This window comes from Desulfoferula mesophila (genome assembly GCF_037076455.1).
Taxonomy (GTDB): domain Bacteria; phylum Desulfobacterota; class Desulfarculia; order Desulfarculales; family Desulfarculaceae; genus Desulfoferula; species Desulfoferula mesophila.
On record NZ_AP028679.1, the window covers coordinates 3,291,462 to 3,314,494 of the forward strand.

The 23,033-nt window shown below is 58.1% G+C and carries 20 protein-coding genes; 15 read left to right on the forward strand and 5 right to left on the reverse strand.

What is annotated here, in order from left to right; translation table 11 throughout:
* Position 1 precedes the first annotated feature (1 nt).
* Genes AACH32_RS15095 through AACH32_RS15110 form a run of 4 tightly spaced genes read right to left on the reverse strand, consistent with a single transcriptional unit; the run spans position 2 to position 4,937 of the window.
* Positions 2-2,122, reverse strand: a complete 2,121-nt coding sequence (locus tag AACH32_RS15095; protein ID WP_338601230.1) for a hypothetical protein — start codon at positions 2,120-2,122, stop codon at positions 2-4.
* Positions 2,122-3,351, reverse strand: coding sequence for a hypothetical protein (locus AACH32_RS15100; protein WP_338601231.1), 1,230 nt, complete (start codon positions 3,349-3,351; stop codon positions 2,122-2,124). Before AACH32_RS15100 ends, AACH32_RS15095 begins: the two co-directional genes overlap by 1 nt.
* A gap of 41 nt (positions 3,352-3,392) precedes the next feature.
* The gene (locus AACH32_RS15105; protein WP_338601232.1) at positions 3,393-4,454 is read right to left on the reverse strand and encodes a hypothetical protein; all 1,062 of its coding nucleotides are present in this window, start codon (positions 4,452-4,454) and stop codon (positions 3,393-3,395) included.
* A complete protein-coding gene (locus AACH32_RS15110) occupies positions 4,455-4,937 on the reverse strand; it encodes a hypothetical protein (protein ID WP_338601233.1) in 483 nt (160 codons plus the stop codon).
* Between the two features lie 475 nt (positions 4,938-5,412).
* Here AACH32_RS15110 and AACH32_RS15115 point away from each other — a divergent pair, with 475 nt between their 5' ends.
* The 11 genes from AACH32_RS15115 to AACH32_RS15165 all read left to right on the forward strand — a co-directional run bounded on the left by AACH32_RS15115 (position 5,413) and on the right by AACH32_RS15165 (position 17,406).
* A complete protein-coding gene (locus AACH32_RS15115) occupies positions 5,413-5,892 on the forward strand; it encodes a CsgE family curli-type amyloid fiber assembly protein (RefSeq protein WP_338601234.1) in 480 nt (159 codons plus the stop codon).
* A 16-nt stretch (positions 5,893-5,908) separates the two neighbouring features.
* Positions 5,909-6,331 carry a curli assembly protein CsgF gene (locus AACH32_RS15120; RefSeq protein ID WP_338601235.1) on the forward strand — a complete coding sequence of 141 codons (423 nt, stop codon included), beginning with the start codon at positions 5,909-5,911 and terminating at the stop codon, positions 6,329-6,331.
* A gap of 126 nt (positions 6,332-6,457) precedes the next feature.
* A complete protein-coding gene (locus AACH32_RS15125) occupies positions 6,458-8,167 on the forward strand; it encodes a CsgG/HfaB family protein (RefSeq protein ID WP_338606666.1) in 1,710 nt (569 codons plus the stop codon).
* A 32-nt stretch (positions 8,168-8,199) separates the two neighbouring features.
* Positions 8,200-9,033 (forward strand): hypothetical protein, encoded by an 834-nt coding sequence (locus AACH32_RS15130; RefSeq protein ID WP_338601236.1) that lies wholly within the window; start codon positions 8,200-8,202, stop codon positions 9,031-9,033.
* A gap of 168 nt (positions 9,034-9,201) precedes the next feature.
* The gene (locus tag AACH32_RS15135; RefSeq protein ID WP_338601237.1) at positions 9,202-10,026 is read left to right on the forward strand and encodes a hypothetical protein; all 825 of its coding nucleotides are present in this window, start codon (positions 9,202-9,204) and stop codon (positions 10,024-10,026) included.
* A 127-nt stretch (positions 10,027-10,153) separates the two neighbouring features.
* Entirely contained in the window at positions 10,154-10,828 is a 675-nt protein-coding gene (locus tag AACH32_RS15140) for an EF-hand domain-containing protein (RefSeq protein ID WP_338606667.1), read from the forward strand.
* 97 nt (positions 10,829-10,925) lie between these two features.
* Entirely contained in the window at positions 10,926-11,615 is a 690-nt protein-coding gene (locus AACH32_RS15145) for a response regulator transcription factor (RefSeq protein WP_338601238.1), read from the forward strand.
* A 47-nt stretch (positions 11,616-11,662) separates the two neighbouring features.
* Positions 11,663-12,061, forward strand: a complete 399-nt coding sequence (gene csgH / locus AACH32_RS15150; RefSeq protein WP_338601239.1) for a curli-like amyloid fiber formation chaperone CsgH — start codon at positions 11,663-11,665, stop codon at positions 12,059-12,061.
* Between the two features lie 552 nt (positions 12,062-12,613).
* Complete coding sequence (locus tag AACH32_RS15155) at positions 12,614-15,502, forward strand: CheR family methyltransferase (protein ID WP_338606668.1); 2,889 nt, start codon at positions 12,614-12,616, stop codon at positions 15,500-15,502.
* 6 nt (positions 15,503-15,508) lie between these two features.
* Positions 15,509-16,516 (forward strand): LuxR C-terminal-related transcriptional regulator, encoded by a 1,008-nt coding sequence (locus AACH32_RS15160; protein ID WP_338601240.1) that lies wholly within the window; start codon positions 15,509-15,511, stop codon positions 16,514-16,516.
* 305 nt (positions 16,517-16,821) lie between these two features.
* A complete protein-coding gene (locus tag AACH32_RS15165; protein ID WP_338601242.1) occupies positions 16,822-17,406 on the forward strand; it encodes a hypothetical protein in 585 nt (194 codons plus the stop codon).
* 79 nt (positions 17,407-17,485) lie between these two features.
* Here AACH32_RS15165 and AACH32_RS15170 read toward each other — a convergent pair whose 3' ends face one another.
* A complete protein-coding gene (locus AACH32_RS15170) occupies positions 17,486-18,172 on the reverse strand; it encodes a response regulator transcription factor (protein WP_338601245.1) in 687 nt (228 codons plus the stop codon).
* 1,004 nt (positions 18,173-19,176) lie between these two features.
* Between AACH32_RS15170 and AACH32_RS15175 the strand changes: the two genes are divergently transcribed.
* The 4 genes from AACH32_RS15175 to AACH32_RS15190 all read left to right on the forward strand — a co-directional run bounded on the left by AACH32_RS15175 (position 19,177) and on the right by AACH32_RS15190 (position 22,938).
* Entirely contained in the window at positions 19,177-19,548 is a 372-nt protein-coding gene (locus AACH32_RS15175) for a hypothetical protein (RefSeq protein ID WP_338601247.1), read from the forward strand.
* A gap of 455 nt (positions 19,549-20,003) precedes the next feature.
* Positions 20,004-20,642 (forward strand): GntR family transcriptional regulator, encoded by a 639-nt coding sequence (locus AACH32_RS15180; RefSeq protein ID WP_338601250.1) that lies wholly within the window; start codon positions 20,004-20,006, stop codon positions 20,640-20,642.
* Between the two features lie 17 nt (positions 20,643-20,659).
* Positions 20,660-21,865, forward strand: coding sequence for a CaiB/BaiF CoA transferase family protein (locus tag AACH32_RS15185; RefSeq protein WP_338601253.1), 1,206 nt, complete (start codon positions 20,660-20,662; stop codon positions 21,863-21,865).
* A gap of 74 nt (positions 21,866-21,939) precedes the next feature.
* Complete coding sequence (locus tag AACH32_RS15190; RefSeq protein ID WP_338601255.1) at positions 21,940-22,938, forward strand: TAXI family TRAP transporter solute-binding subunit; 999 nt, start codon at positions 21,940-21,942, stop codon at positions 22,936-22,938.
* Positions 22,939-23,033 lie beyond the last annotated feature (95 nt).

A 23,033-nucleotide genomic window follows, 5' to 3' on the forward strand; every position in this document is an offset into this window, starting at 1 on the left:
CTTAACCACCGAAGGTGATTTGGGCTATATAAGGTTCGATCAGGGCCTTGATCGGCTCGCTTATGGCCGTCGGGCATTTCAGGGCGCCGTCAAAAAATCCGCAGCCATACTCATTCAGTAGACACATACCCATCAGGTGATCTATGGCGCCGTTGACGCCGTGGCGCGCCTCGGCTCCCAGCCGAACCAACAGCCTGCGGTGCAGCCAGGCGGCATTGGGCACCACACCCGCCATGGCCAACATCGCGCCCAGATCATCGGTCTCCGGCTCACCGGCCAACCGGGCCATCACCTCCTGGTCCACCTCCAAGGCTTCGCATCCCCCAACGCCATGCGGCGAAGCCAGTACCCAGTCCCGCGCCTGGGCGGCCTCCAAACCCATCAGGCGCAAGGCATAGTAATAAGCGCAGGTGGTGGCCAGGGCAGGGTCGTCCGGGCCGGGCCCGTCACTGTCCTCGGCCATAACCTCGCGTATCAAAAGGTAAAAATAGCAGCACAAGAGCATCTGCAATTGCTGATCGGCCAGGAATTGCTCACGGTATATCAGGCAGGCGGCGCGTATCAGCCCCAGGTGCACCGCGTGGACGCAGTCGGCGATATTTTGGGCCTCGCCGGTCTCCGGATCAATGCCCAGGGTGACGGCATTGAGCGATATGGCCACCACCCGGTCCTCCTCCGAAAAGAACACCCGGGCCGATATGTTGTCATCCCGCATGATGGGCAGGTGGATGTATATCAACTGGGCTTCCAGAGCCCGCGCGATCACGGCCTGGGTGGGGCAGGCGGGCATTTTGGCCAGGCAGCGCCGGAATGCTTCGTCAAACTTGCGGTAGCAGTGGCTGAACTCCTCGGTGCGGTAAAACACATACAGTTTGTTGCCGAACTGGCGCAGAACCCTCTTGGCTAAATCGTCCCAGTGCCTGATCCGGTGCAACTGCCGCTCTTGCCGGGCCATGGAAACCAGGGTGCGGCACCAGTTGGAGACCATGAGGGCGTGTTGACTGGAGCGGCTGGCCAAGCCCATGAGATCAGCTTCGCTAAACAGCAAGGTCATGAGCTTCTGGTGCTCCGGGGTCATTTCGGGGTCGTTTAGCTTGGCCGAGAGCTTGGCGAAACCATCGGGCAGTTGCGCGATGTCCCGCAGGGGCGCCAGCATGCCGCGTTCCGCGGCCCACTCCAGCACCTCGGACGGGATTTGATGGAAGTTGTCCAGCAGCAGTCCGGGGTCCTGCAGGCAGGAATGATACAGCCGGAAATTGGATATGGTGGGCAGGCCCAGGGCCATCAGTTGGGCGAAGGTCATGGCCTGGCTCAGGCTCTTCACCGGCAAGGCCGGTATGGGCCAGTTGTCGAAATCTATGGTCTCCTCGTCGGGGTACAAAAACAGCTTGGCACCGAACTCCGTGGCCGCCATGACCTTGGCGATCAAGCCGCCCACCGCATGCACCCGGAAATGCTCGTCAACCCCCCCGGTGGCCATCAGAGAGCGGGGCCACTCGATCCCCTGGGCCAACAGGCCCACCGCCATGGCAAAGGGCAGCCCCAGGGAATCGCCCCGGACCGAGGGCCCGGAGGGATTGAGCAGTGGCCAGACATAGAAGGCCCGCGATCCACCGTCCACCAGGCCGGAGTCGGTGGCCGCCTCGAAAGCCATTTCAATGGTCTGCAGGCAGTCTGGTCCCAGGCAGTCCCGAGCCCACCCCGGCATCTCCAGGCCGGAACCGCCGGCCATGGGGGCGAGCAGCAACTGGAACAAACAACCCTGGTTGTTGACACTCACCAGCGGTATGGGCACCGAGGTCCAGGGCATGGCCAGGGCCTCCAGCCAGGTCAGTCCCGGCAGCACCGCCTCGACGCTGTGGTTGTCCGCCAGCCACTGGATCAGCCAGGCGGGGGCGGGGTCTTCTTCTTTGGCGATCAAGACCCCGGCGATGGTGTGCAGGAGGAATATCTCCTCGAGGCCCTGGCGGCTGGCCATATCCATGGCTTGGTTGAGCTGGGCCAGATCCTGGGGCCAAGGCCCGCCCACCTTTTCCAGGCGGTGGCAGGCCAGCTCCAGGGAATGGGAGTCAGCCATATAGACCAGCAGATCATCCCACTCTTCGGTCAGGGTCACGGCCATTACCTCTGCTTGCTGAACAACCGGGCGTAAAGGCGGCGGTGAAGCTCGGGCTGCCCCTCGCTCTCGCCCTCCGGGAACACCGCCCAGAAGCGAATGGATTCGGTATCAGTCGGCCCCAGATGGCCGTTCAGACTTTTGAGCAGTTTGCCTTGGGCGTCCAACCAGCGGAACTCTGCCTGCCAGTGCTCCCCTTCCGGCAGAGGACCCAGGATCCTGCCTCCCACCGCCACCTTGGGCTGACTCAGGAAGTCGGTGACGTGCGCTTGGAGGAAATGGCAGGCGACCGGCCGTCCTCGGCGGATCTGGAAGGCCAGCACCGGCACGCGCCAGCCCTTGTCCGCGGTGGCCGCGGCTTTTAATAGATGTTGTTCGCCGGGGCTGGCGTGGAAGTACAGGTCCGCCGGAGTCAGGCCGGCGGCCAGCGGCAGTTCCACCTTCAAGCCCAAATCCCGCAGATCCTCGATCAGCCGGGTGGGAGCCTCCGTCTCATCCACGATATCCGAGGCCGTCCGCGGCGCGGCCTCCGGCTTCTCCGCTCCCTGCGGGGCGTCCATCACCTGGCGGTCCTCCACGGCCGCTTCGTACTCGGCCATCAGCTGTTGGGCCGCGGAAAAGGAAAAATAGCACCCCAGCTCGATTTCCATCTGCTGGAATACGTGGCCCAGGGACCAGGGGGCCAGGTGAGGGAAAGGCTTTTGGCTGGCTTCACGGACCAAAGCGGCGGCCGCTGGGTTGGATGGGGCGCATAGCTCGAACAGGTTGCGGCGGTGCAAGGTGTAGACGTTCCACGGCTGGGCGAAACGGCTCTCGTCCAAAAGCACATCCTGGCTGGAGGCAAAGGTAGGGTCATAGTGGGTCTGCGCCACCAAGACGGCGTTGGCGAGGTTGGGGCCGGTGTCCAGCACCAGCACTAGGGGTGGCCGATAATAGCGGTGCTTGGGCCCCCAGCCCGCCAAGGCCGGATCCAGGCGCCACACCTGCCCCGGTTCCGGGGACTCATCGGAAGTTTCATGGTGGCCGTGCCAGGGCTCCGGAGCCAATTGCTGCCAGGGGGGCTCAATGATTTCGGCTGTCCGGCGTCTTTGGCAAAGCAGGCATGCCTCCAGATGGGCCGCCGCCTCGGGGGTGAGCTCCTGGCCAATGACTTCCTCCAGAGGAGGACAAAACCGCATTTGCCAGGCCAGCTCCCAGGCCTGAAAAATTTGCCATTTCTCAAAATAGTCATTCATGGGTGGGGGCCTTTCTTGTGTGTGTGAGCATCCACCCATCTCTAACGGTCTCCAAAGTCCTTTTTGCAAGTTTCAGCGATGTAAAGCAAAAATTTGGTCCAAAATGACCTTTCGCGCGCGGCCGGGGCGACTCCAGGCCAACTTTCAAAAACCAGGGCCAGATCGTCGCAGGCGCGGTCCAGTTGATATTTGACGTGGCTCGGCCCGGACAGGCCGGTCATCTGGGCGATCTGCTCCAACGTCAAGTTGCCTGGGTCCAGGGTGAGCTGGAAGACCTTGCGGCGCTTGGAGCTCCACAGGGAGGCCACCTGCCAGGCCAGGATTTCCAGACCGTCCTGATCGGAGACGTTGTGCGCCGCCAACCCCTCATGGGCCAGGGCCTGGTCGGACAACTGTCTCTGTTGAGGGTCGCGCAGGTGCTCATAGTGAGCCACCAGGAAATCAACCAGGCTCCTTATCGGCAGGAAGGCCGGCCGGCCCAGGCGCTCCACCGCCTGGCGCCAGAAGAACTCGGCCAGGAGGTTCAGGTCCTTGGCCCGCAGGCGCTCCAGATCCTTCGGCCCCACCAGCCCGGCCGGAGAGGGCCATTGCGCGTAGGATTCGCCGACCCTCGTCTCCAATGCGGCCTGCGGTTTGGCGCCGAGCTCAAGGCTGAAGAAACTTCCGCCTCCGATGGAGCGCGAATAGAACTCCGGACCTTCGGCAATGGCCTGGCGCAGGCGTCGGTAGAGATAACGGTACTGGCTGATGTCCTTATGACGGGCCTGGTCGCGCAGATTTAGGAGAAAGCCGTTGCGCAGGTAGGCCGCGGTCGTCCTGCCCGGCCGGCCTTGGCTGTCCGAGGTTTCCAACGGAGGAGCCATCCCCTTGGCCAGGAAGTTTTGCAGATACAGCCAGAATTCATGGGCCACGTCTTCGATGTTTTGGTCCATCTCCTGGGGGGAGGTCCCGCGGGGGGCAGGAAAGGGCCATAACTTGGCGGGAAGATCCAGCGAGGCGGCCCGCGACATAATGATGCGGGCCTCCTGCCGCAGCCAAGGCAGGCACTCGTCGGAGAACAGGTACTGCGCCAAGGATTGGACGTTATCGGATGCCGGCTTCATTCAGGAACCGTCCCGCAGGCAATTTTCAGGCACGCGACCCCAGTAGCGCAGACTCCACAGGAAACCAGGGTCGCTGGGCACTTGAAAGACGCACTCTTCCACCAGATAGGTCCGCCGTGCAATGACATAGGAGGTGTGCTCCAGACGGCATCCCTGTTCAATGTAACGCTGGTTGTGCAGCCGCTTACTGGAGCAGGGGCAGAGGCGGTGCCCGGCGTTGCCTATGCGCTGCAACACGAATATTGGATGGGTCTTGCCGGAGCTTGCTGCTTGAGAGGCGAACTCTCCCCGGGTCAGATGGCGCAGGGCGTTATCCTTGGCGCCCACGAAAAGGCAGCGTTCCTCCCACAAGTTGGGCGGGATAAATCTGATGCCCCGGGCGAACTTGCCCCGGGACTGGTTCAGCTTATCCATCACCTGCTTGGAACCCGAGGTCTCCGCATCGCGAAGATGGTGCGCAGGTTGTTTCTTGCCGCGTTTCATACGAGAACCCGGGGCGCGGCTGGGCGGCTTGCCCGTCGCCTCCCAGAAAAGAGGAGTATTCGTACCGCGTTTCATTATGAGCCTCGGACGTAACCTCACGCAACCACCCGTGCGGCCTCCCGGAATTACCTTGAGTGCACAAGCGCATCCATCCGACTCCAAACGCCGGGCAACTCCCGCGGCTTGCCTCCCAATCCCCTGTTTTGTGCGAGCCGCCGCTTTAACCATTTCTAGTTCCCCTAACAATTACCTTTAATTCTCTTAGCTCTATCACCCCTCGGGACTAGCCATCTTTACTAGGCTGCTTATTATTTTTGGTTAGGCCTTAAATTCTCATTCTATTAATTATAACTAGCCATTTTAATGCCCCCTGAATATTGATAGCCATCTCTATTTCCACCTATGCTGGATGTAAATCATCGTAGATTTGACGAGGGTGTTATCAATGCTAACTGATTCGCGAGACGTCTGAGAAATGAAATACATTATTGGCCATATTAACGCAAGCCATTTAGGGGTGCGTGCCGTCTTTTTGGCCACATTTATATCTTTTGTACTAATTGCATCGGTTTTAAATGCTCACGCTAATGCTGACAACAAAGCATCGGACAATGGAAAATATGATGAACTGATTAGTTCCGGCCTGGTGATGGATAAAACCATCACGCCCATAGGCCGCCACTTCTATAAAGAGTTCATGGCTTATTGGACCGCCCCCAGAGGATTATCCGACTACACCATTACCATTATTGAACGCTTTAACCCTCAGTGGGGCAGTATCGCTTGGATCTCCGTGGACGACGACATCATCTACCAACAGCTCATTAGTTCGCGCAGGCTCATCATGGAGGATTTGGCCAAGGACGCGGTGCGCCAAGTGCTGCAATTCATGGTCAAAAGGGAAATTATCAAGCGATACAAGGGCAGTATGGATCTCGAAGGCGACGGGTATTAAGAAAGGAAGGCTTCAGATGACCACGATCAAACCGAGCTTGTTCACGTTAATTTTTGCCGCGGCCCTGCTGGCTATGGCGACCACCGCCTCGGCAACGGAACTAGTTTGGGCACCGATCAATCCCAACTTTGTTGGTGGAAACCCTCTAATGGCCAATGCACTTTTGGCCAACGCTCAATCGCAGGATAACAACAAAGACCCAGACTTGGATTCAGCTCAGAGCCGCCTTGACGATTTCACCGACAACTTGAACCGGAGCATTTTATCGCTCCTGTCAGCCAGAATTGTTGAGCGTGCTTTCGGGACCGACAGTCTGCCAAACGGCACTTTTACTATTGGTGATTACACCGTTGTTATCTCCGATACTCTCGGATCATTGAACGTCAATGTATCGGATACCGGTGGCAACAATACTCATATATCCATCCCGACCTTTTAAGGAAATATTCCTGCTGAGGGGAAACGGAGAGGACCTGAAATGCTGATCTATCTTAAACGGTTCGGGGTTATGATCCTGCTCACCATGGTATCCGCATGCAGCATTCCCATGCATGAATTCGATATCATGCCGCCTCATGTGAGTAGGATAAGTCACACCTATAAAGACCTGGTCTCTCTTCCTTCCCCCAAAGGAAAAATACGAGTCAGCGTGTACTCCTTCCGGGACATGACCGGGCAGTACAAGCCCCAGCCCAACGTGAGCTCCTTCTCCACGGCGGTGACCCAGGGTGCGGTGAACATCCTGCTCGAGGCGCTCAAGCGCTCCAAGTGGTTCATCCCGGTGGAGCGTGACGGCCTGCAGAGCCTGCTCACCGAGCGCAAGATCATCGCCGCCGCAAACCGCAAAAATGGCGCTGGCGAAGCGCAGTTGCCGGCCTTGGAGTTTGCCAACGTGCTGCTGCAGGGCGGCATCACCGCCTATGAGACCAACACCCTCACCGGTGGCTTCGGGGCGCGCTATTTCGGCATCGGGGGTTCCACCCAGTACCGCATGGACCAAGTCACGGTGCACCTGAGGGCGGTTGACGTTAATTCCGGGCGCATCCTGAAATCCATCTCCACCACCAAGACCATCTTCTCCTATGAGGTCGACGCCGGAGTCTTCCAGTTCATCTCCTACAAGAAGCTTCTGGAGATCGAGGCGGGCTTCAGCCAGAACGAGCCCGTGCAGATGTGCGTGGCCGCTGCCATCGAGAAGGCGGTAATCGCCATGGTCATCGAGGGCGTGCAGGACGGCCTCTGGGCCCTGAAGGACCCCGAGCAGATCAACAGCCCCGTCTTCAAGGACTATGAGGAAGAGTCCCAGCGCCTGGCCACCGAAGCCGAGTTGAAGAGGGTCGAGGCCAAGGCGGCCGCGGTGCGCAAGGCCAAGTACGACTCCGCGGCTCTGGAGAAGTTCCAGGCCGAGCAGGCCGAGAAGCAGCGGATAGAAGCCGAGGCCAAGGCCGAGCAGGAAGCCAAGCAGCGGATGGAAGCCGAAGCCAAGGCCGAGGAGCAAGCGAAGCAGCGCATGGAAGCCGAAGCCAAGGCCGAGCAGGAAGCGAAGCAGCGGATGGAAGCCGAAGCCAAGGCCGAGCAGGAAGCGAAGCTGCGCATGGAAGCCGCGGCCAAGGCCGAGCAGGAAGAGAAGCAGCGGATAGAAGCCGAGGCCAAGGCCGAGCAGGAAGCGAAGCAGCGCATGGAAGCCGAAGCCAAGGCCGAGCAGGAAGAGAAGCTGCGCATGGAAGCCGCGGCCAAGGCCGAGCAGGAAGAGAAGCTGCGCATGGAAGCCGCGGCCAAGGCCGAGCAGGAAGAGAAGCTGCGCATGGAAGCCGCGGCCAAGGCCGAGCAGGCCGAGAAGCAGCGGATAGAAGCCGAGGCCAAGGCCGAGCAGGCCTCCGCCGAGGCGCAGGACCAGCCTCAGATCAAGAAGTGGACTACCCCCACGCAAGACGGTGATGCGCTCCCCACCCCCCAGGCCACTCCGGCCAGGGAGGCGGATGTGGAAGGCCGTCGGGGAGTCGGCAAGGCCGGCCAAACCTTGTCCCGAATCGACCAGCCCCAGGCCGCGCCCCCGCGGGCGCTACCTGGGAGCGAGGCGGCTGCGTCCCTGCCCGCGCAGGAAGCTCCGTCCGCTGCTGGGGCCGAGACCGATCAGGGCGGCGCTCCCGCCGCGCCCGCGAGCGTAGAGCGCCAGGAGAGCCACAACGCTGCGTCCATCCGGCTGGCCAGCTGGATGCCCTTAAATATCACCCCTCAAGCGGCCCAGGTGCGGCTGAGCGGCTTGGGAATTTAATCCGTCACGGCTTGGGATAAGGAGCCTGTGCTATGAACCAATCCACCTCAATCAAAAGGATCTTGGCGGCGATGCTGCTGACCCTGTCTCTGGCCGTCTTGGGCGCCGGGCTCACCCCGCCCGCCCTGGCGGCCGGGGGCCAGATCGATGCCCGCTCCAACCAGTCCTACATCTATCAAAGCGGGCCTAGCGCCCTGGCTTATGTCGACCAGGTCGGCCAGGGCAACTTCTCGCGGGTGGAGCAGGAGCGTGGCAGCAGCCTGTCTCGGGTCCGGCAGCTGGGCGAAGAAAACTACTCGGAGATCAAGCAGTACGGCTGGACCACCTTGCAGAACTCGGCCGAGGTGCTGCAACTGGGCCGCCACAACAAAGCCGTCGTCGAGCAGAACGGCTCGGGCAACCGGGCCGCGATCTCCCAGGCCAGTGCCGGCATCTGGGGCAGCTCCTATGGTGAGTATCTCAACGTGGCCGAAATCACCCAGTGGGGCACGGGCAACTGGGCCAATATCGACCAGGTGGGCAGCCACAAGGCGACCATCGTCCAGGGTAGCCCCTGTCAGTTGGCCATCGGCAACCGCGCCTCCATTTACCAGCTCGTCGGCACGGGCAGTGAGGCCTCCATCAGCCAGATGGGATCCCTGAACAGCGCGGCCATCAGCCAAATGGTCGGGGGCGGCGAGGCCTCCATCACCCAGACCGGCTATTACAACAACGCCACGATCGTCCAGTGGGCGGCCAACGCCCCGGTCAACATCACTCAAAGCGGCAATCGCAACGTGGCCAATGTGGTCCAGAACGTGGGACTGCCCGTGGAAGTGACCCAGACCGGCCACATGGTCACCAACATCGTCGTGGGAACAAGGTAGGCAACTCAAATACACCAAAGGAGGTGATGCCGATGTAGGAACAGGAGAAGCCCCGAGGAATCAACCTGAGCTTAGCCGAGCGGACCCGGCTAACCCCCAACCAAACAAGAACCGTAAGAACCGAGAACCGACAAAGAGACCAAAAACCGAAAGACAAGGAGCAATACAGTGAAGAAAATACTATTGGGCTTGCTGGGAGTGTGCCTGCTTTCCAGTGTTGCCATGGCTGGCGGCATCGACATCGTTAACCAGCCCTACGACTTCCGCAACCAGAGCTATATCACCCAGTCCGGCGACTTCTCCTGGGCCATGGTGAACCAGTATGGCGACCAGAGCGTTTCTACCATCTCGCAGACCGGCACCTTTGACAAGGCCTACGTGTCCCAGAGCTCCAACTGCTGCTTCAAGGTTGTCAAGAGCTGGGGCGGCCATCACAACTGGTTCAATAACTACAAGCTGGTGGCCCTGTTCACCGGTGACTTCTGGCAGAACGCTTCTTACATCAGCCAAAGTGGCAGGGGCTTCCACGACGCTTACGTGAACCAGAACGGCGACGGCAACTGGAGCGTGGTGGTGCAGAAGGGCAAGAAGGACGGCGCCCACGTCACGCAGAACGGCAACTTCAACCTGAGCCAGATCAAGCAGGATGGCTGGGGCGTTAACAACGCCTTGGTGGACCAGTCCGGCGACGGCAACGTCAGCTTTATCGACCAGACCGGTGGCGGCGTCAACCTGGCCATGGTTGATCAGCACGGCTACGGGAACTTCAGCGATATCAACCAGGGTGGGAACAAGTTCTCCCTGTACGGCGGCTTCCATTGCCCCATCAATGGCGGCAGCGGCATCAACACCGCCGTGGTGAACCAGCTCGGCTACATGAACTACAGCGAGATCACCCAGACCGGCCGCGGCACGCACACCGCCTTCGTGAACCAGGCCAACTTCTGCTACACCGCCAGCCTTCCCGGCTGCCCGGGCGGAAGATGCAACTAGTTAGTTAACCTTCTACCAGGGGTGGGCCCGTATGAGCCTACCGGCGGGCCCACCCCTGCCCACCCATTGAAAATCAGACGGCAGGCGCTGAAACGACCGGCAAGAGAACGAGAGGGATCAAGTGAAGATGCAGTCCACGGCCATAGCGATTGTCTTGGGGTTGCTGCTGATTTGCCTGCCCCACTTGGCCCGAAGCGAACAAGGACCGGACAAGCCCCCTCCCCAGGTTGATCTGAACGGTGACGGCAAGGTCAGCCTTGAGGAGCACTTGGCCTGGGAAAAGCGCATGTTCGCCAGCTACGACACCAACGGCGACGGCTACCTTGAAGTTGACGAGGTGGCCAAACAGTCCGAAACCATTACCTTGCCCGACGTTGCATCCAACGAAAAAAAACCGGACGGCGATTTGGCCCTGAAGGAACAGGAACCCACTATATATAAGTTCAGTCCCGATTTGGACCAGGACGGAGACAACCGGCTAAGCCTGAAGGAACATTTGGATTACCAGACCAAAAAATTCAACAGCAATGACTTGAACGGCGACGGCCAATTGACCATGCAGGAAATCAGGGACAAGGCGCGAATGGCCCAGGCAGAAGCCATGGCCAAGCTGAAGATCATGCAGGAGCAGTGGCAGCTGGATAGCAAGAACACTCCTGGTCCTTTGCCCCAGGTCGAAGCGGACAACAAAACCGCCAGCATTGCCCAAGTGCCAGCGGCACCCCCCAGGAAATTCACATTTCAAGAACAGCCATCATCGGGGAAAGGTTCTTTAACTCTAGAAAAATCTACTCTCAAGTGAATAAGCGTAGTATTATGAATTCACATGTTAAAACTCTAGGATTTTCCCCTGTGACCTGCCAGGCGTGTGCTGCCCACGCGCGCTATGGAGTACAGCGATGAACTTGGTAATGAAAAACCGCGAGGACACCAGCCAAAGGAACCTCAAGGTGCACGTGGCGGGTGGGCAGCGCCTAACCAACAAGTTGGTTTGCGGCCTGCTTTCAGCCAATGAAGGCATGATCCCCTCCGAAGGCCCCCTGGATGACCTTCCTTTGCTCATCGACGGGGGCGAGGACCAGAAGCCCGACGTGGTCCTTCTGGACTACTTCACGCCTGAGGTACAGGAGCGCCTCCACGAGGATGGCCTAAACCTGCTGGTCAGCCTGAAGGGCACCCCGACCATCGTGTTCAACTTCGGCCAGGAGACCCATTCCAAAAAGTGGATCGTCAACGGCGTGCGCGGCGTGGTCTATGCCGAGGAGAAGCCCGAGATCATCGTCAAGGCGGTGATGGTAGTCTCCATGGGGCACATGTGGTTCCCCCGGGAAGCCATGTCCAAATGCCTGAGCAACAGCTGGGACGACAAGCCCAAGCAGAAGCGGGAAGAAGGCGACCTCACCAACCGGGAAAAAGAGGTGCTTTCCTTGGCGGCGGAAGGCTTCAGCAACGCGGCCATCGCCGACAAGCTGTTCATAAGCGCCTACACCGTGAAAGTTCATATGCAAAACATCTATAGAAAGATCGGTGTTCCCAATCGTGTGACGGCATCCATTTGGGCCCGAAAGCACTTGGACCTCGAAGCATAGAAAGTGGCGTTTTGCAACGGAGCGAACGGCATAGGCCAGGAGGATGCATGGCGGCGAAAGCCATTGTTTTGGCGGCGATATTCATGGGGCTCGGCATGACCATGCCGGCTCCGGCCGCTGCCATGGTCAAACCCGAGGTCAAGTTATGGCTCTCGGTGGAGCGTGGCGCCAACAACATGGTGACGCTCCAGCCCATGTGCCGCTCCCATGAGCGCCAACAAGTCGATTACACCCTCTTGGTGATCAAGCAGGGAGCAAATGGGTCCAGCACCAACAAACAGGGCGGCAAGGCGGTTTTGATACCCGACCACAATACCCCGCTTTGCCGGATCAGCCTTAATCTGTCCGACAACGACGACTGCTGGGCCAAAATAGTGGTGAGAGACAAAAAAGGCATATTGGCCGAAAAAACCATCAAGCTCACCGGAGAAGGCGCCGAAATCTGAGGCTCGAAATGAGTTTGGATTGTCAGGTGGCGCGATGCGCCCAAATTTAACATTTAAGAGTCCCCACACCCAGGCTACCCCTCCTGCCCAACTTTAGGAACCCAACTGAATAGGCTTCATGCCGCCAAACCATGACTTGGGCGCGGTTGCCGTCTTCACGCCTTGCCCCGTATGGCTCGGTAGCCCAGCTCGCCAGGTGCCCCGCATGGATTTTTCCTCGTGAGCGGGCTCCCGGGAGGGCGAAAGGGTCCATCCCTTTTGGGATATCCCAAAATATTTTGTGTTTTATTTGGGTTAAGGGCGCATTATTATAAAGTAGGTAATCGTCAGTTTAAAAACTTGGGGGGTCTAATGACCACTTCGGCTGATAAAAAACATCAGGCCGAGCCTGACGAAAAGCATCATAAAAAAGGGGAGGCTTCCCAAAGCCGCGCCGGCAAGGCCGTGCGGAAAAAGAGCCCCAAAGCCGCAACCCCCAAGGGCGGCAAAGGGAGCCGACCCGGCGCTGAGCCTGGCGGGCAAGACCTAACCAAGGGCCCGTCGTTGTCGTTGGTGGGGGTGGGCGCCTCGGCCGGCGGCTTGGAAGCCTTGCAGGAATTGCTGGGCGCCCTTTCGCCCACCCAAAACGTGGCCATGGTGGTGTTGCTGCACCAAGACCCACGCCACAAGTCTCAGCTCGCGCCTCTATTGCAGAAAAACTGCTCTTGGAAAGTAGTCGTCATCGAGGACGGCCAGGCGCCGGTCGCCCAGCAGGTTCATGTATGCCCGCCCGATATGCAGGTGGTCGTCAAAAACCATCTTTTCCACCTCCAAAAATTGCCGCGGGACAAATCCTCCAAAATTGATGTGCTGTTCGGCTCCCTGGCAAGCGGTTTTGAAAACCATAGCGGGGCCATAATCCTTTCCGGCGCGGGCAGCGACGGCTCCTTGGGGATAAAGGCGATCAAAGAGGCCGGCGGCCTGGTGGTGGTGCAAGAAGAGAGCAGCGCCAAATACCCCAGCATGCCGCACACCGCCGAAGCCACGGGCATGGCCGATTTCGTGCTCAGCCCCCGAGACATGGCCCGGGTGGTGCTTGCCTACTACGACGTGACCGGGAAAATGGTCCAGTCCGAAGACGACAAGAATGAGGATTTCTCGTCGACGGCGGGCGAAATATTCAAACAGGTCAAGCGCATAACCGGGCATGATTTCACCGACTACAAGGACAGCACCATGCGACGCCGGGTGGAGCGGCGCATGGGCTTGCACCTGGTGAATGATTACCAAAATTATCTGCGCATCCTTCGGGACCAGCCGGAAGAGTCCCCACTTCTGTTCAGGGAGCTGTTGATCGGAGTTACCTCCTTTTTCCGCGACCCCGAGGCCTTCGAGGCGCTCAAGACCAAGGCCATATTGCCCCTGTTGAAGCGCTGCGAGGACGGCCAGTCTTTGCGGGCCTGGGTGCCGGGCTGCTCCACCGGCCAAGAGGCCTACTCCGTGGCCATGGTGTTGTGGGAGTGCATGCGCGAGTTGAACCTGGGACTGAAGCTGCAGGTGTTCGGCACGGACATTGACCCCGAGGCCATAGCCAAGGCGCGCGAAGGGATTTATCCAGCCAGCATCACCGGGGAGGTCAGCCCCCAACGCCTGCAGGATTTCTTCGTGGCCGCAAACGGCCATTACCAAGTGCGCCAGGCTTTGCGCGACTGCCTGGTCTTCAGCGTCCAGGATGTGCTGCGCGACCCGCCCTTTTCACGCCTGGACCTTTTGGCCTGCCGCAACCTGCTCATTTACCTGAAGCCGGAGGCGCAACAGCGGCTCCTGGCCTTGTTCCAATACACTCTGCGCGACGACGGCATCCTTTTCCTGGGCTCCTCGGAATCCACCGGCCGCCAGCAAGACCTTTTCAGAGCCCTGGACACCAAACAAAAGATCTTTCGCAAGAGGAGGCTGCCGCCCATCGCCCGGCCGGACATCAAGTTCCCCATCGGAGGCCTTTCCCAGGGGCTGCGGGACCACTTCGAGCCCGCGCAATTCCACCACTACATGGGCGGGAGCCATGATGACAAGCTGCTGGAGACAGTGCGCGACATTCTGCTGGGGCAGTTCGCACCCGCCGCGGTGGTGGTGGGCTCCCAGGGCAACATCATCTATGTGATGGGCCGCACCGGCCGTTACCTGGAGCTGGCTCCCGGCCCCTCGGTCATGAACGTGTTGCAGCAGGCCCGGGAGGGGATCAGGCCAGAGTTGCAACTTTTGTTGCGCCGGGCGGTGCACAGCAAAGAGACCCAGCGCGAGTACGGCCTCAAAGTGAAGGCCGACGGGGAATCCCGTCAGGTGGATTTGACAGTGCGTCCACTGAAGACCGAGTTCTTCGACGCGGATCTGTATCTGGTGGTGTTTCAGGAAGCGGCGCATCAGCCGATCTTCGATGCCGACGGCAAGGCGGGCCAGGGTTCCAACTTGGAGCAACTCAGGGGCAAACTGGAAAAGATGGCGGCGGATCTGGAGCTAGCCAGGGAATCCCGACAGGCCACCATAGAGGAGCTGGAATCTTCCAACGAAGAGCTCAAATCCATGAACGAGGAGTTGCAATCGACCAACGAGGAACTGCAGTCAACCAACGAGGAGCTGGAATCCTCCAAAGAGGAGCTGCAGTCCATGAACGAGGAGCTTTCCACGGTAAACAGCGAACTCCGCGAAAAGCTCCAGGCGCTCCATCGGGCCCAGAGCGACATCGCCAACCTGCTCAATTCCACCAAGGTGGCCACCATATTCTTGTCGGCGGAAATGACCATCCAGCGCTTCACCCCCGAGGCTAAGGGGGTGGTGAACATAATCAATTCCGACCTGGGGCGGCCCCTGCGGGATCTCGCCACCAACCTGAAGGACCAGGATTTACTCGGCGACGCACAAAAGGTCCTGGAAACCCTGCAACCCATCAGCCGAGAGGTGCAAACCAACGAGGGCCGCTGGTACCAGATGACCATTATGCCCTACCGCACGGTGAGTAACGTAATCGACGGGGTGGTGATGACCTTCGCGGACATTGACGCCTTGAAAAAGACCCAAGGGGAGTTGGAGGAGCAGGGAGCTTTTGTGCAAAAGATTATCAGCACCCTGCGGGAACCGTTCCTGGTGCTGGACGACCAAATGCGGGTGCTCATGGCCAACCAGTCCTTTTACGATTATTTCAAGGCGGCCCCCGACCAAACCGAGGGCAGCCGCCTGATGGACTTGGCGGACAAGACCTGGGACAGTAAGGCCCTAAATTCATTGCTGCGCAGGGTGTTGGAAAAAGAAGGGGAGATTGAAAACCATTCCCTGGAGGCGGTGTTCCCAATCGTGGGAGGCAAGCATTTGGCTCTTAATGCCAAGCTCATGCTGCGCAACTCCGGGGAGAAAAACGTCCTACTGGCCATCGATCCTAATCCCGTCGCCTGCCCCGAGGGAGAGTAGAAAAACATGAGCGCTTGGCCGAGCAATCTCGGAGATGAGCTGAGGAAAAGGGCGGAAAAGCTGATAGATGAAAGCCCGCTCGATCCGCCGCCCGATACGGCCGACGCATTGGTGCTACTCGAGGAGCTCCGGGTTTATCAGGCCGAGCTGCAGGTGCAAAACGATGATCTGTGCCGCGCGCAAGAGGAGTTGGTTCAGAGCCAGGCCCTTTACCGCAGCCTGTTTCATTTGTTGCCCATAAGCTGCCTTCACCTGGACCCCACCGGCCGCATTACCCAGGCCAACGCCGAGGCGGCCCGGTTCCTATGGAGCAAGACCGGCCTGGGGGACAAGTTTCTGGTCAGTTACGTGGCCTCGGAATACCGCGAGGTGTTCCGGGCCCACTTCAGCGAGGCCTCGCAATCCTTGGACCCGGTGAAGTGCAATTTGGCCCTGGCCCCGTCCGGCGAGGGCCGGGCGATGGTGGAAATGCACACCATCGGCCTGCATAACGAGGACAAGGAGGTCCCGGAGGGTTTTTTGACCACCTTGGTGGATCTCAGCGGTCATCTGGCCTTTGAAAACGAGCTCCAGGGAAAAAACGTCAAAATCCACGAGACCAACGTGGCCTTGAAGGTGCTGCTGGAAAACCGCGACCAGGAGCGAATGGAATTGGAAGAGTCGGTGCGCGCTTCGGTGAAGCAATTGGTCATGCCCATGCTGGATCAATTGCGCCTGACCGATTCCCGCAGAGAGCGCGACGCCTTGCTGGATGTGGTGGAAAGCCACCTGGCCAAGATCACCTCGGGATTCACCCAACGCTTGTCCTCGGTGGAGTTCGGGCTGAGCCAGAGGGAGTTGGAGGTGGCCGCTCTGGTCAAGGAAGGCAAGACCAGCGATCAGATCGCCGACCTTTTGTGCATCAGCCACAGCGCGGTAATGTTTCACCGGAACAACATCCGCAAAAAACTCGGCCTGAAAAGCAAGAAGATTCGGCTTGCCGTGTTCCTGCGGCAGATGTCCATCTCCCCGTAGATCACCCGCAGGCATTATCAGTCCGCAACTGCCTTTTAACCGAGCATTTACTACCTATCTCCCCGGTTGGGCCACGGTTATCCTAGTAGTTGACAAGCATTTAAATGAGGCGGCGCCAGGGTGGCCCCGGGGCACGCGTGCGTGCCCGGGCAAAGCGCCCCCCGTGGCGAGCTGCGACGCCTCGCCGCCCTAGGGAACCGGCTCCAAGGGCGCTTTTTGACCATAAACCAAGGAGTCCTAACATGACCGCAAGCTTGATAAAAAAGGAGTTGGCCAAGTTGCGGGTATATATAAAGGAAATGGAAATGTCGGACAGCGGGGACCAACAGGCGATCGCCAAGGACGTGGCCGGTTCGCTGGACCGCCTGGAGTATTGGTGCGAGGAGTTGAGCTATCGCCTCAGCGGCGCTCTGGCCGAGGCCGGCGAAAAGAACCGAAAAGAGCGCGCGAACCTGGGGCGGCGGGATTTTTTTCAGAACGTATTCCACAAGGCGCCGGTTGGTTACCTGGTGATCGACTCCCAGTCCAGGGTGGCTGAAACCAACACCGCGGCGGAGGGCATACTGCGCCAGAGCGGCATCTCGAGAAATGATCGCGACCAACTCCTAGCGGTGGTGCGGAAGCATTTCCAGGTGGGGGTAAAAACGCAATTGCCGGTCAGCCAGATGGTTCTGATCAACTCCGGGGATGCTCAACAGGGCTGGCTCCAGGTGACCAGCAAGATAATGCCGGACGAGAACGGGGAGCCGGTTCTGCTCAGCGCCCTCACCGAGCTTAAAGATTTCGGGCACCTTTTGGGGAAACGCCCACGCTGCCTGATGCCTTTCCGTTTCATAAGCTCCCGGAAGGCCTCGGCGATGCCGTTAAGTTGGCTGGTGAGTAAGGCTTGATGATTGGGGTTGTCTGAATCCACCTAGGGGCAGGCGGTGGCGTAAGGGCGCGTTAGGTAAAAACCAAGTTGGGGTCGGCTCAATAAATATCGGTGATCCCTTCCCTGATCGCGATTTTGGTCAGTTCGACCGAGTTCTTAATATTCAGTTTTTCCATGATGTTTCGCCTATGCACGTAAACCGTGTTGGTGCTGAGATCCAATTCGGAAGCGATCTCCTTGGTGTTTTTGGCGCTGGCCATCATCGTGAGTATTTCAGTCTCCCGCTTGGTAAGCAGAGACCAGTCGGGGGCCGGGTCCGAATTGCTGCTATATGGTTGGTCCATCAATACCACGCTGGCGATGGTGGGGGAGATATGAACTCCCCCAAAGGAAACCACGTCAATTGCCTCCAGCAACTCGTTGAAACTACAGCTTTTAAGTAAAATACCCGAGACGCCGCCCCTGATCATTTCCAGGATGCTCAACCGGTCCAATTGAGGTGCCAAGCCGATGACTTTAGTATGTTTGCAATCATTTACGATCATGCTTGCGGCTTGCTCATTTTTCATGTCCATCATCTTGCCTTGCATGATGGCTATGTCCGGAGAAAGTTTTGCGCACAGTTCCAGCAATTCCTGACCGTTTGAGGCATGCCCGACGACTTGGAGTCCGGGCTTGCACCTCAAGAGGGTGCATAAGCCCTCCCGGGATATTGCATAGTTTTCGGCAACTACTATTTTGATAGGCTCGGTAAGAGGTGTGATGGGTCCACTTTTTGAACTCAACTCCCCGCCCTCCTTTAAAAAGATACAAGCGCGATGAGATAACGCGAAGCCAAAACTAGTTGCAACTTACAAAGGGAGGGGGCACCACAAGCGGCTGAGGTGTGCATAAGCATCCCTATTTCACCTGCTCTTGACTTAAGGCAACCTTCCCTCTGGACCCTATTGTGAAAATGTTCGCGTTTACCTAGTTAAGGCTTCGTCTCTCATTCGCTGGCTTCAACAGCATCGCATTCCCCGGCTTTTTACGGCCGTGGTTTGCATGGGTAGTTGGCACGGTGCTTGACCCTTGCGATTTCTCTTAAGACACCGTAACAACGATATCAATCGGGCAGGAGTTTTTTGTATGAATAGATGATAGCAAGAAATGATGCCAGACATACATTAGTTTAAATACAATAAATATATAGGCAATACCTAGCAATTCATTTTGGCTGGTATAATTTGGGCTCCACTATACGATAGCGACCACTAAAAGGCAACTGTTTGTAACCCTGGTGTCACGATTAAGACGCATCCCTTTCTAGCTAATTATTCGTTATTTTTGATATATTTATAAATAGCCACCCACATATAAGCCGCTACGGGTTCATGGAAACCTCTCAAGACAGATGGACTGCGACTGTGTTAATCGCCAGCCATAAATGTTAGCTGCTTAATAATACCTTCAGTCTTTCGGTTTAAAAAAGCCTGCCTTTTGCTCTCCAGCACAGGCAAAACAGCCGCCTGGCATATCCGGGCGTAAATCCTACCCTTTCTGCCATGCCACAGGCCAAGGCCTCAAGCGTTTCAACATTTTTATATCTATAAATATCAACTACATGCATGCCAGGCTACATCTTTATATCAGTATTTACCTAGCTATTATCAATATGTCTGCACGGTTTGAAGTTTGTTTCTAGGGGTGCATGATTGATTACCGATGCAGAAGGAAGGGAATAGCGCCAGCTAGGCTAGCCAGGGTTAATGAGCTTAAGCTAAAGCATGGCCAGAAAAAGGAACTGGAAATGGCAAAAATACTATTGGCTGATCCAGAATTGAAAACTTGTCTACATAGTGGGCCATTAGAACAAAATGGCCATGTGGTGACCGTGGTGGATGAAGAGCATCACCTTTACCGTGCGATAAAAAACTTTAATCCTGATGTGGTGGTCACCAACTATTTGGCCGACATGAAAGCAGTGAATGAATTATGTAGAGCGATGGATGGACACCACATCAAAAAGCCGACGCTGGTCATCAGTACCCAAGACAAGCATTGGGCCGTGTTTCTTTTTGATGCGGTGGCTGGGTACTTCAATATATCGCCCATGCCGGGCAATCTCGCGGACGTCTTGACCAGCGTAATCGACCGAGTGCAAACCACGGGAGAATGTTGAGTTGCCCCTGATTGCTTTGCCGTCGGGCGCTTGGGTTCGGTGTTGCCTGCCCCTCCTTTAAATGATCCGGAGGGCGACTTGGGCTCTTTTCAATGGTGTATGGAGGCCCAACAAGCCGCAGATCTCGAGGAGATGTCGAAAGTATAATTGGCGTGACCGGCCTAAGATGCACATGAGGGTTTGTAAGTGTTTGCCCTGACCGCCTCGATGTTACCCGGGAGTCTCCATTAGCTAAAACATCAAATCTGTCCCAGGGGCTTTGACTCCAAACAAAAGGCTTGACAACTACATATTTTAGATTTTATAAAATATAAAATGCGTGAGGCGAGGGGCACCAAATCAAGCCTCCCTCCCGGGCCAAACCTAAGTACTTGGCCAATAACGACATGATGACGGGTAGTTAGATGATCAATTCCGAGGATAGCGGCAGAAAGCGAAGAGGCGGCTATCGCACCATGACCGAGATAGCAACCGAGGCTATCAAGGAAGCGGTTTTGCAGGGCCACTACAAGCCCGGCAAGCGCCTCATTCCCGCACAACTGGAAAGTGAGCTTAACCTTGGCCGGGTGGCTATACGGGAGGCCCTGCGCGAACTGACCGGTTCCGGCCTGGTGGTTTCCGTGCCCAACAAGGGAGCCATTGTGGCCGAGGCGGTGGACGCCGAGGAAATGCGTGAGGTTTTTGAAATCAGGTACGACCTGGAAGGCAAGGCCTGCGAGTTGGCCGCCACCCGGATCAGCGAGGAGGAACTGTCCAAGCTCGAGCGCCTGAACGTCGATTTGGCCGGCTACCAGGAGAACCCCCGGGAGTATTTCCTCCTCAACCGGAAGTTCCACCTGGATTTCTACCGTGCTTCCGGCTGGGACTTCCTTTGTCACATCATCGCCCAGCTCTTTGATCGTGTGCTGGTCTTCCGTAGCATCCACCCAATCAGCCAGGACTCCATCCCCTCCTACGTAGACCACCACGCAGAGTTACTGGCCGCGGCCCGGAAACGGGACGGGTCCCGGGCCAAGGAAGTCATGACAAGGCACCTGGAGTCCGGCTATCAGAGCTTTTTGTCCATCCTTAAGAAGAACGACCTCCGCGGCTAGGCGCAAGAGGAGATTCAATGGAAAACGTGGCTTCGAACGGGCCTCTCCATGGCATTAAGGTATTGGACTTCGCCCATGTTCTTTCCGCCCCCTACACTACTATGTTGCTGGGCGACCTGGGCGCCGAGGTGCTGAAGGTAGAGAAGCCTGGCATGGGCGACGGCCTACGCAACTCCCCGCCCCTGCAGAAGGGAGAGAGCTCCTACTACTTCTGCGCCAACCGCAACAAGAAATGCATTGCGGTGGATCTGAAGCGCCCAGATGGCGTGGAACTTATCAAGGGCATGATGGGCGAATTCGACGTGCTGGTGGAGAACTTCCGGCCTGGGGTGATGGACCGCCTGGGCCTGGGGTACGAGGCAGCCAAGGCCATAAGGCCCGACGTCATCTACGCCTCCCTGAACGCCTTCGGCGAGCATGGCCCCTACCGCGACAAGCCTGGGTTTGAGCTGATCGTCCAGGCGCTCACCGGCGTGGTCAGCGTCACCAGCCCCGAGGGTGGCCCTCCGGCCAAAGTCCAGATCCAGATGGTGGACCTGTGCGGCGGCATGTTCCTGTGCATCGCCATCCTGGGAGCCCTTTTCCACCGCCAGAGGACCGGTGAGGGGCAGCGGGTCAATACCTCCCTTTACGAGGCCACGGTGGCCATGATGACCAACTTGGTGGGCATCGCTCTCATGGGGGCCAAGGTGCCCACGGGCATGCGGACCCGCAACCCCCAACTGTTCCCTTCCCAGGCATTTAAGACCAGCGACGGCCACATAGCAGTGGTGTGCACCCCTGACCACTGGTCGCGGTTTTGCGGGGCCCTGGGCAAGGAGGAGTGGATAAAGCACCCACAGTACGGCAACGTGCGCTGGCGGGTGGAGAATTACGACCAGATGGAGCAACTGGTCGAGCAGGTGACTATCACCAAGAGCACCGAGCAGTGGCGGCAGCTGCTGGAAGCCGCCCAGGTTGCCTGTGGCCCCCTGAACCGGGTGGAGGACATGTTTGCCGATCCCCAGTTCAAGGCCCTGGACCTGGTGACCGAGATGATGCACACCGTGGCTGGCAAGATAAAGATATTGAGGCCGCCCTTCTCTCTTTCACAAACCCCCGCCCGAGTCCGCTTGCCTCCTCCAGCACTAGGAGAGCACACCAGGCAGGTCCTTGAGGAGATGGGCCTCAGCCAGGAACAAATAGAGCGCCTCGTGGATGAAGGCATCGTGCAAACCCTTTAACCCAGGGAGACTTAAAGCCAGCCGCCGTTGCCTGGACGCGGCCGTCGCTGAAACATTTTCGAGGAGGTTGACCCATGAAACAGTTACGGATTTTAGGTGTGGCCGTTTTGATGGCGACTATGGCGCTGGTCTGGTCGGGTGCGGCCTGGGCCCAGACGAACCTGAGCCTCATAACCGCCCCCTTTGGCACGGGTTCCTACGTCTTGGGATCCGCCCTGGAGCAGATCACCAAAAAATACTCCAAAAACCTCCAGATCACCTCGTCCGAGTCGCCGGGCCTGGTTTTCAACTGCCGCAAGCTAAACAAAGAGCCAGAGCTCAAGAAATCCATGTTCATGTCGTTCACCGTGGGCATCAACTGGCTGGCCACCGAAGGCAAAAAGCCCTTCAAGAAGAAGTATCCCTCCGCCCTGTTGCTGGCCAACTATAACCTGATCTCCTGCTGGTTGGTCACCCTGGACCCCAAGATCAAGACCCACCAGGATCTGGTTGGCAAGAAGATCGCCCTGGGCCGCGCCCCCCAGATCTCCTGGACCATTGAGCCGGAGATGATCATTCGTTATGGCTGGGGGCTAGCCGACAAGATCGATATTCAAAAGGTTGGCACCAAACCGGCGGTGCGGGCCCTGCTGGACGGCCTGGTGGACGCCGCCATCATCGGTGGCTATGCCGACCCGGTTAGCGGGACCATGTCCCCCAGTCCCCAGACGGTAGAGTTGCTGGCCTCGGGCAAGACCCTATACCACATTCCCTGGGGAAAGGAGGCGGTGCAGAAGGTCATCGACCGGGGCCTACCCATCGCCCACTATACTATCGCCCCCAAAGCCGTGGCCGGCCTGAACCAGCCCATGGACTCTTTCTGTGACATGGTTTCCTGGCAGGCCTATCCTGAGCTTCCCGAGAAGGCTGCTTACGAAACTGTCAAGCTGATCATAGATCACGTTGGCGATTTCAAGGACTACCACGCCCTTGGCAAGCTGATGTCGCGCAAGTCACTGGCCTATGGCTGGGATCCCAAGCGCATCCATCCTGGCGCCCTGAAGGCCTACCGGGAGGCGGGCATCATTAAGTAGGGTAATCTGGCCATCCCGGTTCTGACCGGGATGGCCAGCGGTTACCAAGGCAGCAGCGGCCTTTGGAAACTCTCGATAATTAAGGACATGGCTAT